This window comes from Gilvibacter sp. SZ-19 (assembly GCF_002163875.1).
GTDB lineage: Bacteria > Bacteroidota > Bacteroidia > Flavobacteriales > Flavobacteriaceae > Gilvibacter.
The window spans coordinates 750,126-764,581 of sequence record NZ_CP019333.1; the positions used below are offsets into that span (position 1 = coordinate 750,126).

Annotated in this window: 16 protein-coding genes; 8 read left to right on the forward strand and 8 right to left on the reverse strand. The window is 43.5% G+C overall.

What is annotated here, in order from left to right; genetic code table 11:
• Positions 1–66: 66 nt before the first annotated feature.
• From BTO09_RS03495 to BTO09_RS03505, 3 genes are read left to right on the forward strand one after another with little or no spacing between them, the layout of a single operon-like run.
• Positions 67–510, forward strand: a complete 444-nt coding sequence (locus tag BTO09_RS03495; RefSeq protein WP_087525477.1) for an energy transducer TonB — start codon at positions 67–69, stop codon at positions 508–510.
• The gene (locus tag BTO09_RS03500) at positions 510–974 is read left to right on the forward strand and encodes a hypothetical protein (RefSeq protein ID WP_087523346.1); all 465 of its coding nucleotides are present in this window, start codon (positions 510–512) and stop codon (positions 972–974) included. Before BTO09_RS03495 ends, BTO09_RS03500 begins: the two co-directional genes overlap by 1 nt.
• Entirely contained in the window at positions 971–1,252 is a 282-nt protein-coding gene (locus BTO09_RS03505; RefSeq protein ID WP_087523347.1) for a DUF427 domain-containing protein, read from the forward strand. The genes BTO09_RS03500 and BTO09_RS03505 overlap by 4 nt, the downstream gene beginning before the upstream one ends.
• On the opposite strand, the gene BTO09_RS03510 is transcribed toward BTO09_RS03505, so the two are convergent.
• A complete protein-coding gene (locus BTO09_RS03510) occupies positions 1,249–2,331 on the reverse strand; it encodes an aminotransferase class V-fold PLP-dependent enzyme (protein ID WP_087523348.1) in 1,083 nt (360 codons plus the stop codon). The genes BTO09_RS03505 and BTO09_RS03510 overlap by 4 nt on opposite strands.
• A gap of 51 nt (positions 2,332–2,382) precedes the next feature.
• Between BTO09_RS03510 and BTO09_RS03515 the strand changes: the two genes are divergently transcribed.
• Genes BTO09_RS03515 through fabD form a run of 3 tightly spaced genes read left to right on the forward strand, consistent with a single transcriptional unit; the run spans position 2,383 to position 5,016 of the window.
• Positions 2,383–3,255, forward strand: coding sequence for a dihydrofolate reductase (locus BTO09_RS03515; protein WP_087523349.1), 873 nt, complete (start codon positions 2,383–2,385; stop codon positions 3,253–3,255).
• Between the two features lies 1 nt (position 3,256).
• Positions 3,257–4,099, forward strand: a complete 843-nt coding sequence (locus tag BTO09_RS03520; RefSeq protein ID WP_087523350.1) for a fructosamine kinase family protein — start codon at positions 3,257–3,259, stop codon at positions 4,097–4,099.
• A 32-nt stretch (positions 4,100–4,131) separates the two neighbouring features.
• Complete coding sequence (fabD, locus tag BTO09_RS03525) at positions 4,132–5,016, forward strand: ACP S-malonyltransferase (protein WP_087523351.1); 885 nt, start codon at positions 4,132–4,134, stop codon at positions 5,014–5,016.
• On the opposite strand, the gene galE is transcribed toward fabD, so the two are convergent.
• Together galE and BTO09_RS03535 are read right to left on the reverse strand one after the other, a co-directional pair.
• Positions 5,013–6,041, reverse strand: a complete 1,029-nt coding sequence (gene galE, locus BTO09_RS03530; RefSeq protein WP_087523352.1) for a UDP-glucose 4-epimerase GalE — start codon at positions 6,039–6,041, stop codon at positions 5,013–5,015. The genes fabD and galE overlap by 4 nt on opposite strands.
• A 4-nt stretch (positions 6,042–6,045) precedes the next feature.
• Positions 6,046–7,203 (reverse strand): DegT/DnrJ/EryC1/StrS aminotransferase family protein, encoded by a 1,158-nt coding sequence (locus BTO09_RS03535; RefSeq protein ID WP_198356528.1) that lies wholly within the window; start codon positions 7,201–7,203, stop codon positions 6,046–6,048.
• A 96-nt stretch (positions 7,204–7,299) separates the two neighbouring features.
• Between BTO09_RS03535 and BTO09_RS03540 the strand changes: the two genes are divergently transcribed.
• The gene (locus tag BTO09_RS03540; RefSeq protein WP_087523353.1) at positions 7,300–8,556 is read left to right on the forward strand and encodes a 3-deoxy-D-manno-octulosonic acid transferase; all 1,257 of its coding nucleotides are present in this window, start codon (positions 7,300–7,302) and stop codon (positions 8,554–8,556) included.
• Here BTO09_RS03540 and BTO09_RS03545 read toward each other — a convergent pair.
• Entirely contained in the window at positions 8,533–9,201 is a 669-nt protein-coding gene (locus BTO09_RS03545; protein WP_232454988.1) for a DUF2461 domain-containing protein, read from the reverse strand. The two genes, BTO09_RS03540 and BTO09_RS03545, sit on opposite strands and share 24 nt — an antisense overlap.
• Positions 9,194–9,967, reverse strand: a complete 774-nt coding sequence (locus tag BTO09_RS03550; protein ID WP_087523354.1) for a LexA family transcriptional regulator — start codon at positions 9,965–9,967, stop codon at positions 9,194–9,196. Before BTO09_RS03550 ends, BTO09_RS03545 begins: the two co-directional genes overlap by 8 nt.
• 222 nt (positions 9,968–10,189) lie before the next feature.
• Here BTO09_RS03550 and BTO09_RS03555 point away from each other — a divergent pair, with 222 nt between their 5' ends.
• Complete coding sequence (locus BTO09_RS03555) at positions 10,190–10,543, forward strand: hypothetical protein (protein WP_087523355.1); 354 nt, start codon at positions 10,190–10,192, stop codon at positions 10,541–10,543.
• A gap of 79 nt (positions 10,544–10,622) precedes the next feature.
• On the opposite strand, the gene BTO09_RS03560 is transcribed toward BTO09_RS03555, so the two are convergent.
• From BTO09_RS03560 to BTO09_RS03570, 3 genes are all read right to left on the reverse strand, one after another.
• Complete coding sequence (locus BTO09_RS03560; RefSeq protein WP_087523356.1) at positions 10,623–11,294, reverse strand: response regulator transcription factor; 672 nt, start codon at positions 11,292–11,294, stop codon at positions 10,623–10,625.
• A 199-nt stretch (positions 11,295–11,493) separates the two neighbouring features.
• The gene (aqpZ, locus tag BTO09_RS03565; protein ID WP_087523357.1) at positions 11,494–12,177 is read right to left on the reverse strand and encodes an aquaporin Z; all 684 of its coding nucleotides are present in this window, start codon (positions 12,175–12,177) and stop codon (positions 11,494–11,496) included.
• A 126-nt stretch (positions 12,178–12,303) separates the two neighbouring features.
• Positions 12,304–14,364 (reverse strand): tetratricopeptide repeat-containing sensor histidine kinase, encoded by a 2,061-nt coding sequence (locus BTO09_RS03570; RefSeq protein WP_157663415.1) that lies wholly within the window; start codon positions 14,362–14,364, stop codon positions 12,304–12,306.
• Positions 14,365–14,456 lie beyond the last annotated feature (92 nt).

Here is a 14,456-nt window from a genome sequence, read left to right on the forward strand (position 1 = left end):
TTTTTGATCCCCATTTTGCGTTACACATAAACTGCAGTTATAATCTTGCAGTTAAACCAACTTACTATGACAAAAAAATTGCTCTTTACCCTTGCATTGGTTTTTACCGTAAGTCTCACTGTTGCCCAAGAAGAATGGGGAGATGTAGACAAGAATAAAGTAACAATGCGAGAATTGCCTCCTGTATGGCCCGGATGCGAAGCCTCTTCTGGTGATCCTACGGCCATGAACAAGTGTTTTACAACCATGCTTTCAAAGCATATAGCCAAGAACTTCAAATATCCTGCAGAAGCCTATAAGAACAATGACCAAGGTCGTGTGATCGTAGACTTCGTGATCAACACAGAAGGAAAAGTAGAGATCGTCTCTACAAGTGGTGGTAGCGAGGCACTTCAAGCAGAAGCGCGTAGAAACATCCTCCAAATCCCTCAGATGAAACCGGGAATGCTCGCAGGAAAGCCAAAAGCAATAAGTTATAAGGTGCCCTTTACTTTTAAAACGGGCAAATAATGAATCGGCTTTTCATAGTTTTCTTATTGGCATGTTGCAGCTATATCACAGCACAAGAAACAACAGCTGTCCCTTTTGCAATTCTGGAACAAGTACCAGTCTACCCGGGCTGTAAAGGTGACAACTTGCAGCTTAAAGCTTGCATGAGCAAAAGCATTCAAAGATTTGTCAATGAGAATTTCGATTTGGAACTCGTTCAAAATCTAGGTTTGCCAGAAGGGCGACATAGGCTTGCAGCTCAGTTCCAAATAAGTGCAACGGGCACTATAGAGAACGTGATGATCCGCGGAGACTATTTACAAGTGAACCAAGAATTGGAAAGAGTCATTAAACTCATCCCAAATATGCAACCGGGTTATCAAGACGGAGAAGCGGTTGCAGTTAATTACTCGCTCCCAGTGCTTTTTGCTATTGCTCCAGATCCTGACAAAAAGAAGAAAAAACGCAAGAAAAAGAACTCGTGAAAGCCATTTGGAACGATCAAATAATTGCAGAAAGCGACCAGACCGTGGTGGTAGAAGGCAATCATTATTTTCCTCCTACTTCTATTGCGAAAAGCTTTTTTAAAGCAAGTAACACGCACACCACTTGCCCGTGGAAAGGTGAAGCCAGCTACTACACTTTAAGCGTTAACGGCAAGGAAAATCCAGATGCAGCTTGGTTTTATCCAAACCCAAAAGCTGCAGCTGCAGAGATCAAAGATCATGTGGCATTTTGGAAAGGTGTTTCAATTACCGACTAACGGGCATCCAAGAGTTGCAGCAATCGGTCTAGGTCTCTAGTGCTGTTGTAAAAATGGAAACTCACCCGTACCCCATCACCTCGCAGAGAACTTATCACACCCGCCTCTCGCAAATTGTAATAATCCGCACTGCTTAATTTTAAATTAAAAATAGAGGAATGCTCTTCTCGAGTAGCAATAAAGTCATCTATCAGCCCACGATTCACAAAGGCTTCCATCGCATTTTTCTTAATCGCATTTAGGGCATTAAAACAGTTTTCTGCCCCTAAGCTGTTTACAAAAGCAATAGCCTCCGCAACACTTCCATGATTTAATGTATCGTGGTGGCCCGGTTCAAAGAGACGATTGAAGGGAGCATCTTCTCTCTCAAAGCTTTTGTACTCCGTAGAATTGAAACCGATCACTTTTGGGTAAAGTTTGGCCTTGGCAGTGTCCTTGACAAACAACAAACCATTGCCATAGCCAGAAAGCATCCATTTGTAACAACTCCCAATAACCACATCTAATGGCGAGGCTTTAAAGTCCAGCGGCTCTGTCCCCAAGAATTGCGTACAGTCTGCAACAAATAAAGTACTGGGGTAAGCCTGTTTTAAATCCGCAAGAAAATCAAAACTCAAACATATACCACTTATATATTGGATCAGAGAAAAAGCAAAGACATCTGGCCGTTTCTGCTCAAAAGCTTGCCTAATATTTTGCTCTAAGTTCTGGTCAATGGGCACATAGCGATGCTTAAACTCGCGCCGCTCCACTGGCCAATTCAGGGAGGGATAATCTCCTTTAAGCATAAGGAACTCCATCTTTGGGTCAAAGCCATCTAAGAGCGTATTGAAACCAAAGGTAAAATTCGGGATCAAAGCAATGTCATCCATAGAGGCCTTGAAATAATCACTTACCGATTGCCGAATTTGCTCGATCAGTATTTTGTGATCGTCTCTAAACAAGCTGGCATTTAGCAAGAAATCTTCATCGTGCTGGTGTCGCCAAGCAATAACCGACTTAGGAATTAAGCCAGATGAAGCTGTATTGAGGTAGGTAAAATCATTTAAAGGCGGAAATTCATTCTCAAGATCTATCATAGCAGAAGCGGCGTATTTTTTGGTAACTTTGATCTTATAAATGTAGCGAGAATGTTTTCAAAATCAAGTAAAAAACCACAGATAGATCAGGAGCAAAAGGCGCAGTTCGAATACGCAGCCAAACGTATTCGACAGAAAAAAAGACTATACGCGCACTTTGTGGTCTTTTTAATCGGTTCGCTCTTGATGGTAATTCTCAATAAAGGCCTGGGTTATGGCGAAGAGTTTATGGCAGATTGGTTTATCTGGGTAATACTGGTTTGGTTCTGCTTACTACTGTACCACACCTTCACGGTTTTTATCACCTCCAAGTTCATGGGCAAAGATTGGGAATCCAAGCAATTGGAAAAACTCAAGGCCAAGCAAGAAGCCAAAATTGCCGAATTGGAAGCATCTATACAAACTGGCGCCCCGAGCCCAGACAAAGCAGGGCGAAACAATACCCTCACCATGATCGCCGCAGCGGGTGCCAATAATGAATTGGGAAAAGACAATGACCTGGTATGGCATTTACCCGTAGATTTTAAGCGTTTTAAGGCACTCACCACTGGCCACCACATCATAATGGGGCGCAAGACATTTGAAACCTTTCCGAAACTGCTCCCAAATAGAATTCATGTGGTCATCACCAGAAACCCCGAATACAAGAATCCGAATTGTATCGTAGTAAATTCTCTAGAAGAGGCTCTTGAGGTTTCTGCTCACGATGCCAACCCTTTTATCATTGGCGGCGGAGAGATCTACAAACAAGCCTTAGCCCATGCAGACAAGATAGAACTCACGCGAGTCCACGGAGCGTTTGAGGCGGATACCTTTTTCCCAGATATCGACGACCGTATCTGGAAGTTGGTCAATTCAGAAAAACATCCAAAGGACGAAAAACACGCCTACGAATTCGTCTTTGAAACCTATTTGAGAAAATAAGATGTTTGACTCAGAGCTTCAAAAGCGCATAGCGGAGCTCACCGGCCCTATTCAGAACTACGCCCCACTTTCTGGGGGTGACATTCACTTGACCCTTAAATTAGATACTCCAAGCGGCCCTTGGGTAGTCAAAGTTGCGAATGATCCGCTTAAGGTAGAATCCTTGATCGCCGAACACAAGGGTTTAGTGCATTTAACTCAAAGCGAAACATTCGCTATTCCGGAGTTGCTTGGACTAATTCAAACCTCCGCAGAAACAGCTTTGGTCATGCGTTTTGTAGCCCAAAGAACTCCAGACCTCAATTTTTGGGAGAATTTTGCAGAGAAACTCATCAGCTTACACAGCAAGAGTCAGCCAAAATTCGGCTTAGATCACGACAATTTTATAGGAGCCCTCCCGCAACACAACCAGCTTCAAAATTGCGCTCTAGACTTTTATATAAACAATAGACTAGAACCTCAGTTTACCTTGGCTGCAGCCAGCGGCTATACCTTAAAGCGAGAAGCATTCTACAAGCGGCTAGAAGAACTGATCCCCACGCAAAGACCCGCACTGACCCACGGCGACCTTTGGAATGGAAATTATCTCTCTGGAGTATCTGGACCGGTCTTAATAGACCCTGCAATTTCTTATGGTATTGCTATGATGGATCTTGCTATGATGGACCTTTTTGGTGGGTTTGATGAGACTGTTTTCACACTTTATGGCAGCGCTGTAGATTTGGATCCCAACTGGCGATCTAGCTTGGACATTTACCAGCTCTATTATCTGCTTGTACATCTCAATCTCTTTGGAAGCAGTTATTTAGCCAGTGTAAATAGGATACTGAACAAATACAGCTAAAAAGCTTATTTTTACCGCCAAATTAAACCACTATGAAGGCATATTTATTTCCAGGACAAGGGGCTCAATTCACAGGAATGGGACAAGACCTTTACGAATCATCCTCAGAAGCTAAAGCGCTATTTGAAGCGGCAAACGAGCAATTAGGTTTTTCAATTACTGACATTATGTTCACCGGTGATGCCGAGGCCTTAAAGCAAACCAAAGTAACACAGCCGGCAATTTTCTTGCACTCGGTGATTTTAGCTAAGGTTATGGGTAGCGATTTTGCTCCGGATATGGTGGCAGGGCATTCCTTGGGAGAACTATCTGCCTTGACCGCTAGTGGCGCTTTGAATTTTGCTGATGGATTGGCTCTAGTCTCTAAACGTGCCTTGGCCATGCAAGCAGCCTGCGAACTACAACCCTCTACCATGGCCGCAGTACTTGGTTTAGAAGATGCCGTAGTGGAAAAAATTTGCGAAGAAACAGCGGGAATCGTTGTAGCTGCAAACTACAACTGCCCAGGGCAGTTGGTTATTTCAGGAGAAGTACCTGCTGTTGAAGCTGCCTGCGAAAGCCTAAAAGAGGCCGGTGCTCGCCGCGCTCTTATGCTTCCGGTTGGAGGTGCTTTTCACTCTCCGTTAATGGAGCCAGCACGAGAAGAACTAGCCAAAGCTATAGAAGGAACTGCTTTCTCAGCACCGATTTGTCCTATCTATCAAAACGTGACAGCCGCAGCTGTGACCGATCCAGAGGCCATTAAAGCCAATCTGATAAAACAGCTAACCGCATCTGTAAGATGGACACAAAGCATGCAACAAATGATTGCTGATGGTGCTGAAACCTTTATTGAAGTTGGACCTGGAAATGTATTACAAGGTCTGATCAAGAAAATTGATCGCTCTAAAGAGACTCAAAAAGCCGAGATCGCTTAAGACTTAGAACGAATTTTTTGTTCCCATTTCCAAGCGGAACCCAAGGCATCTTCATTGTTGAATCGAGCCTTCCAGCCCAAAACTTCATTGGCCTTTTTGGTGTCGGCATAGACAGAAATAATGTCTCCTGCTCGTCTGTCGGAAACCTTATGTGGTAATGCTTGCCCACTTACCTTTTCAAAGGTTTTGATGATATCAAAAACAGAGCTTCCGGCGCCGGTCCCCAGATTAAAGACCTCGTAGTCTGAGTGGTTCTTTTGCTCAAGCAAACGATACAATGCCACCATATGTGCCTCTGCAATATCCACTACATGAATATAATCTCTAATACAGCTGCCGTCTGGCGTAGGGTAATCGTCGCCAAAGACTTGAAGTTCCTTTCTTATACCAGCCGCAGTTTGGGTAATAAAAGGCACGAGGTTTTGCGGGACTCCCAAGGGTAATTCTCCAATTTCGGCAGAATCATGAGCCCCAATAGGATTAAAATAACGCAATGAAATCGCGTGCAACCCATAGGCCTTACAACTCTCAAGAATGATTTCTTCTCCCACTTGTTTGGTATTGCCATAAGGCGAAGTAGCCGGTTTAACAGGAGCAGATTCATCTATTGGCAAGGAATCGGGCTCTCCGTATACAGTACAGGAACTGCTAAAGATAAAATTGTAGATCTGGTGCTTCACGCAGGCCTGAAGCACATAAACCAAACCTGCAATATTATTCTCATAATATTTTAAGGGGTCGGCCACACTCTCGCTAACAGCTTTGGATGCAGCAAAATGAATTACTCCATCAATATTGGAATGGCTTTCAAAATAAGCGACCGTAGCCTCTTTATCGCGAAGATCTAGATTGGTAAAATGTGGTTTTTTACCACTAATTGCGGCTATCCCATCTAACACTTTCTCAGAACTGTTAGAACAATCGTCTACGACCAAAACCTCAAAGCCGGCTTCTTGTAAACAGACAACGGTATGAGAACCGATATAACCTAAACCTCCTGTAACGAGTATCTTTTTTCCAGACATGGAATTAGTTTTCTAAAAATTCAAGAATAGTTGTAGTGATAAAATCGATCTGCTCCTGATCCAACTCCGTGTGCATGGGCAATGAGATCACCTCGTCACTCAACTGATTGGTCACTTTAAAGTCAGCTTCGTTGTAACGGGTATCGGTATATGCCTTTTGCCTGTGCAAGGGAATTGGGTAATACACCCCGCAAGGAATTCCTTTTTCGTTCAAATGAGCCACCAAAGCATCGCGTTTACCGTTTGTAACTCGCAAGGTGTATTGGTGGAAAACATGACAATCACAAGTATCACAAACGCTATTAGTGGTATCGCACTTTCCGGTAGGAGTGATCAAATGCGGACTCGCCTGGAGCGCAGCAGTATATTTTCTAGCAGCATCTCTGCGGGTGTTGTTGTAGCGATCTAGATGCGGCAGCTTAGCACGAAGCACCGTAGCTTGGATAGAATCCAAGCGGCTATTTACCCCAACCACATCGTGATGATATCGCACATACATCCCGTGATTTACAATCCCTCGAATGGTGTGAGCCAAGTCGTCGTTGTTGGTAAAGATCGCTCCCCCATCACCATAGCAGCCTAAGTTCTTGGACGGAAAGAATGAGGTTGTCCCTACATCTCCGATCACCCCGGTTTTAATTTTGGAGCCGTCCTTTGCAGTAAAATTCGCACCAATACCTTGGGCATTGTCTTCTATAACAAAAAGCTCATGCTTTTTGGCCAAGTCCATAACCTCATCCATGTTTGCGCAAAGACCGAACAAATGTACCGGAACGATCGCTTTGGTCTTTGGTGTAATGGCAGCCTCAATTGCAGCAATGTCTATATTGAAATTAACAGGATCCACATCGACCAAAACAGGTGTCAATTGCAAAAGAGCGATCACCTCAACTGTAGCAGCAAAGGTAAAATCGGCAGTGATCACCTCGTCTCCTGGCTTTAAACCAAGGCCCATCATGGCAATTTGCAACGCATCGGTACCGTTTGCACAAGGAATCACGTGTTTAACCGATAAATAGTCCTCTAATTCCTTTTGAAAACTGTGTACTTCCGGGCCATTTACAAAAGCGGCAGATGCAACTACATCAAGGATAGAACTGTCTACCTGCTCTTTTATTTCTTGATATTGACCCTGAAGGTCTACCATTTGGATCTTCTTCATTTCTGAGGGTATAATTTTGCTAACAATATTACGAAATTACCCCGCCCTTAGCAATCTATTTGGGCAAAGAAACGTATTTTAGCTCGAGTCATTTCTATGAGATCCTTATACAATTTTTTAACGCACTTAGGCAGCCCAGTGCTGGGTGTCTTGGGTATGTTCAGCCCAAAGATGAAGGCCTTTGTGGACGGCAGAAAAGGACTTTTTGAAAAGCTGGAGCAACAAATGGCCGGAAAACAAAATGTGATCTGGATGCATTGTGCTTCTTTAGGCGAATACGAACAAGGGCTGCCAGTTCTAGAAGAATTGGCAAAAAAATATCCCACTGCCAATCTGGTAGTGAGTTTTTTTTCGCCTTCTGGTTATGAGATAAAACACAAATCGGCCAAAGCCGATGTGGTGACCTATTTACCTTTGGACACCAAAGCCAATGCAAAACGTTTTTTAGATCTGGTCAACCCAAAACTCGCCATATTCGTTAAGTACGAGGTCTGGCCAAATTTCTTTTTTGAATTGCAAGAGCGGCAAATTCCAAACCTAATGATCTCTGCTTTGTTCAGGAAGGATCAGGCATTTTTCAAACCTACAGGAAGCTTATTATTCAAAGCACTACAAACTGTTGATTGGATCTTTGTGCAGAATAGATCGTCCTTGCAACTGTTAAACAGTCACGGATTTGAGAATTCGAGTCGAAGTGGTGATACACGCTTTGATCGCGTTTCGCATCAGATAGAACAAGACAACAAATTGGACTTTATGGAGCAATTTTGCTCCGGACAGACCACCTTTGTTATTGGCAGCAGTTGGCCAGAGGACGAAGCGGTTTTTCTCGACTTTTTAAATTCCGAAGCTGCAAAGCAACTCAAAACGGTAGTAGCTCCTCACTCGATGAATCCCAAGGGCATTGAGCGTCTGGCAGTCGCTCTGGGTGATAAGGCCGTTCGCTTTACAAAGGCCGAAGCACAGGACTTACAAAAAGCAAAAATTTTGATCTTAGACACTGTGGGCTACCTGACCAAGGTGTATTATTATGCAGACATTGCCTATGTGGGCGGAGCCATGGGAAACACGGGGCTTCACAATATTTTAGAGCCCGCAACTTTCGGGGTGCCAATTGTAATTGGTAAGAACTTTGCAGATTTTCCAGAGGCGGTTAAACTATTAGATCTAGCTGGGCTATATGCCGTAGATTCGGCTGCAGGCTTTACCGAGATCATGACCAAAATGTTGGCAGATGAGAAGTTTAGATCTCAGACCGGAATGATCTGTGAACACTACATCAATAGCAACACAGGAGCAACAGCCAAGATCATGGACAAGATCCAGGAACTATACGGTGACCGCCTGGTTTAAATAGCGTCTAAAGGGTAGCATCTCCTTGTAAATTGCGATCACTTCCTTATTAAAATTCGGACCTTCTAATTCCTTATGCTCAAGATTACAAGAAACTGCAAAGGCTTTTCGTTTTAGCAGTTCTATATGCGGATGCTCTTCTGTAAATCCCTTTGGAGGACGTGAAAGCGAATCTGCCGGAATTAGACCTCCAAAACGCTTTTTAAAACTAGGTTTGTTCAAGACTGCTTTAAAACGCTCACCGTCGTAGTCGATGGCTTGTCGAATGCTGCGGAGCGATTTCGGATCAGGATGCCAATATCCGCCGCCAATAAAAACATCTTGGGTATTGATCTCTATATAGAAATCTCCTTGTTTGCTGAGTTGATCCAGACCAGCTCCGAAGTGATCCTTGTAAACCGGTCGGTTGGGATGAAACATTAAATTATTATTGATCCGATTGATAGCCTTCTTACCAGGCGTGTCAAAATAATCAGGGTCTATCTTAGCCAATTCTAGGTTCATCATATCGAGCCAGTCGACATAAAAATCTCGCACTTGATGATAAGCCTTTCGGTTGGCATCCATCCAATCTTTGGAGTTGTTCTTTTGCAATTTGCGCAAAAAAGCGATCATGGCCTTAAAGCCAGCTGAAGTATCATTCATCGGCCTGAAGTCTGTTGATCTGCCCTTTGAGCTCATCCATAGAATGCTGTAATTGCTGCAACAGACTGTTGTTGCCGTCGGACTCCAAACCAAAACTGATCTTACTATTGACCAACCACAGTTCTTGAATGGATTGCACCGGCACATCAATGGGCAAATAAGCTGGATTCAAAGAAACCAAGCGCACTTTAGCCGGGTCTGGTAACTTTTCTAACTTCTTAACCAAGACAGAATCCTGTAACACCAAAATATAGATCTTGTTGTTGGTCGCTTCTCCCAGATCACCCACGGACCTGCCCAGTACCCACTCATTGGGTCTTATGTTGGGCAACATACTGTCGCCTTCTACCTGAAATCCGCGATAGGTTGCATTGCGATACTCAGGTAGAGGAATTGAGAAGGCTGGTAAACTCTGCACCCACTCCGGGTCGCCAACGTTCTGGGGATATCCTGCTGCGGCACGCTGACTGACCAATAAGATATTTTCTTGGTCGGCATTGTCAACGGTGATCACTTTTGGCATGACCGAAACACCTTGAGGCGATAAATACTGAGAGTGACTCTTGCCGTACAACCACAACGGATTGATATTGAACTGACGCAGGAGCTCCATGACCACTGCACCCGAAAGTTTGGTTTTGGCTCTTTCTATATCTGCTGTGGAATTACTTATACCTAGCTTCTGAGCGAACTCCTGTTGCGTAAATCCCAAAGATTCGCGGACCTTCTTGAAACGAATTGCGGCTGTAGATAGTTGCTGTTGCATGCCTCAAGGTAAGGCTTTTTTTGGAAATTTTCCAAGTAATGGGAATATCTCCTACTCGCGCTGACCATACACTTTTAGCGAAATGACAAAAAGAAGGATGAAAATTGCAAAGAATCGACGAAATACACAGCATTTCTGCGTATTCGATAAATTGTTAGAAATTTGTTAAAGTGTTAAAAAAAATAGTAAATTTGGTTCTTTAATCACTAATCTAGATTTATCATGAAGAAGTTATTTTTAGGCGTATTTGTTGTGCTTATGGCTGTTTCTTTTACTTCTTGTAGAGAAACTGAAAAGAAAGCTGAGGACGCAGTAGAAAATGCTGCTGATGCTGCAAGCGACGCTGCTGATGCCGCAGAAGGTGCTGCCTCAGACGCCATGGATGCTGCAGAAGATGCTGCTAGCGATGCTGCTGATGCTGTTGAAGGCGCTGTAGAAGACGCTAAAGATGCTGCAGAAGGTGCTATGGACGATGCTAAGGATGCTGCCGATAAGGCTGTAGACGGAGCTAAAGATGCCGTTAAAGGCGCTGCAGACGCTGTAAAAGACGCTGTTGATGACGCTGGTTCTCTATAAGTAAAACCGACCATCAACACTAAAAAAAGAGGCCCTGCAATAGCAAGGCCTTTTTTTTTATACATCTATTTTGGAGCGTTTATACGAACCCTCTCCTGCGAGCTTCTTCAATAAGCACCTCGTCGTTGGCAGATTTAATATCAAACAATTCTTTGATGTGGTTCTTGCGCTTCTCTATCGCACTTAAAGAAAGGTTGATATAGTTACTCAAGTTTTTAGTCTGCACGCCGCGAGATAGGTGGTACAAGATCTGCAGATTCTTCTGATCTAGAGAAAAATCGTTGCTGATCATCTTTCTAAAATGATTGTTCACCGTGGCACTGTAATAGGTTCGCCCATCTGCAACTTCTTCAAAAGCGCGACTGAGTTCACTCGAGGTCAAGTCACTCTTGATCAGAAATCCTTCTGGGTTAATATTTTGCAATATGTTGTGGATGCGTCCATCTTCGTTGTGCATGGTTAGAATGATCACTCTGGATTTTGGATGCAGCTGTCTCAGTAAGATAGCAACATCGACTCCAGAGGTGAGCTTTCCGTCTTTAGAAGGTGGTAATTTTATATCGATCAGTGCTACGTCATAAGGCTTTTCATTGCGGTTCATTTTGATGGCCTTAGCGGCATCATCGCAGTTGGAAACCACATCGATCATCAAGGTGTACTGCTCGTTAAAATTATCGTAGAGTGTGTTGCGATATCCTTCTATAATGATCGGATGATCATCTACCATCAACACGTTTAATTTTGTCTTCATATGGGATCAAGTATAGGGAGTGATCTTATGTTTTCTTCTATTCGCCTATGTAACGAATTTCTACGCTTATTGTTGCTTTTACAATATACCAAAAATTAGCCAATGAGAGATTTACTTGTTTCCCGTAAAAACGGCACGTTTAAGATGTAAAAAAGGAGCGCTGAGGCTCCTTTTTGTTGTTGAATTTCAATAGTATAGCTTAGTCGTTTCCTCCAGACAACCAACGGTATAAAAGTCCGCCGAAAATGGCTCCAGCGATAGGAAATACAATAAAGACCCAAAGTTGAGCGAGTGCCCAATCTCCAACAAAGACCGCCTGACTCAAACTTCGAGCAGGATTCACCGAGGTATTGGTTACTGGGATACTTATCAAATGGATCAAAGTCAGGGCCAGACCAATGGCAAGACCAGCAAATTTCGAAGCCGCATTCTTATGCGTAGCCCCCATGATGACAACCAGAAATACTAGGGTCAATACAAATTCAGTTAGAATACCTGCTTCCATGGAATAACCTCCAGGAGAATGCGCCCCGTAACCATTGGCGGCAAAACCACCAATTTCAGAGCCGTTACCGGTAACAATGACATAAAGAACAGCCGCAGCAATGATACCGCCTATACATTGTGAAACTACATAAGGAACAACCTCTTTTCCGGAGAAACGTCCACCTACCCAAAGACCAATAGTAACTGCAGGATTCAAATGAGCTCCAGAGATATGTCCTATGGCATAGGCCATGGTGACTACAGTAAGTCCGAATGCCAATGCCACACCCATAAATCCAATCCCAACGTTCTCAACGCCTGCCGCAAGCATGGCAGATCCACAACCGCCAAAGACCAACCAAAAGGTTCCAATGGCTTCTGCAACGAATTTTTTCATAATAATTCAGTATTAGTTAGAGAACCTAAGTACATGATTATTAAGGACAAAGAATTCTTGAGACTGTGAAAAGGAATTCGAAAAAGATAAATGACCAATATATTCGACCAATGGATAGGTCGTGGCTTAGACTGCGAAATCTACAGTGATCTGGGTACCCTTGCCTTCCTCACTCTTGATCTTCAGATTACCTTCGATCTGTTTTACACGGGACTTGATGTTCTTTAGACCTATCCCACGTTTAACCTTGTGAATATTCATGCCCACACCATCGTCTTCAATAATAAGACGAACCCCATTGACCAATTGCGCAAATTGGACAGAGACCTCATCTGCTTTAGCGTGCTTCATGATGTTCTGAAGCGCTTCTTGAATGATGCGATACAGGTGGACTTTTTTGTCATTGGTCATTTTCTCCCAGTCGATCTTATGATCACTGGTCAGATCAAAATCAATATTGTGAATACTACACTGGTCGCGTAGGAGCTTTTCGATCGCGTCCACATACATGACCTCACTGTTAAAGGTACTGGCGTTAAGCTCGTGAGATATGGAGCGGATCTCGCTTTCAATGTTCTTGATCTCTTGTATATAAGACTGTCTAACTCCAACGGACTTAGAATCAACTTTGGCGTTCAAGCTGTCTAAACTCAATCGAGCGCCAAAAAGCTTGCTCAATATTCCGTCGTGAAGTTCTTCTGATATGCGTTGTTTCTCTATCTGGCGGCCCTCTTCCAACTTTACTTTTTGAGACAACATCAAACTGTATATCTCTTCGTTGGCCTTTTGCTGATCTGCTTGGTAGAGCAACTCCTTCTGATTGGCTCTACGCTGAATAATAATATACCCCAATAAGGCAAAAGCGATAAGACTCAGCAATACCAATTGCAGTTGTTTATTGGCCTGAACAACACGGTTTCTCTCATCTTCCAGAATATCGGTCTGAAAACGCAGTCGGGCAAATCGATCTTGGAAGGATCGCTCTGCCTTTTGCAAACTGTCATTTATAGCTATGAATCTGTTGTTATAGGCCAAAGCCACAGCCGGTTCAGAATTTTTAGCGAGCAACTGCAAAGATTCTTGCTCCCCGCGCTGGTATCCGATCTCACGCGCCAAAGCCAAGGCCTCCTTGGCATAATCATGACTCTTTGCTATGGAATCCATCATTAAGTGGTACTCACTCAAACGCAGATAACTTTGCACTTTCCCAGATTTATCCGAAATACTGTCCCGCAATCGCAATGGGATCATAAAGGCTTCAGGATAGCCCTCCTTTTTTCCACCTTGCAACTCCGCATAGGCCTTATTATCTAAAAGTTTGGCATAAGTAATGGGCCGCTGATGATACAGACTGTCATTTTCTAGTCCGCTATCGAACATGGCAATGGCTTCCTCATATTGCCCCATATTGGTGTAAACGATTCCCAAATTGTTCAATGAACTCGCCTCCAAAGCAGCATTTTCGATCTCTCTTCTGTATTCCAAGGCCTTGTTGTGGTATTCTAGTGCGAGGTCGTATTTTTCAGTATCCTTGGCAATGATACCTAAGTTGTTGTAGGCAGAAGCAATGCTGCGCTCCTCTCCTACGGTACCTTCTAAGAATTCCAAGGCACGAACCGTACTGCGTTCGCTACCTATATAGTCTTTTTGGTTCTTTTGAATAATGGCCAGATTCAATACAGATTTCCCCGCATTTAAGAAATCTCCGGAAAGTCTATAGAAGCGTTCCGCATAGTAGAACTTATTGGCGGCACTGTCTATTTGATCTTGTCTTAAATAATAATGACCCAGATACCAATGGGCCTTGGCAATACCCAAAGTGTCGCTGCCAGCCACAGCTATGTCTTGTAAGTGCTCTGCAGACATACGGGCCAATTCTTCGTTGCGATAGCGCAAACTATTTCTGGCAATGGAATCTAGCACCAGTTTCTTCACCGAATCGTTCTGGATCAGACCGTGAAGACGAAACGCGCGCAACAATTGCGACTTTAAAACAGTACGCGGTTGATCTCCTACAGCAATTTCATCGATGATAGCCATTACTGAATCCTGAACGGTGCTTGGGACTTCAGCTCCAGAAGGACCTTCGTGCTTACAAGAAACTACAAAATAGCAAACCATACACATCACCAGGATCTGTATGGTTCTTATATAATCTTTGATTCGATTTGGGTATAGCGGTGCCATTTCGACACCCAATATAACCGATTATGCTCTTTGATTCAAACCAAAAAACACAAAACTGTTATTTCTTAGGTGTCCAGCTGTAAACTAAGCTG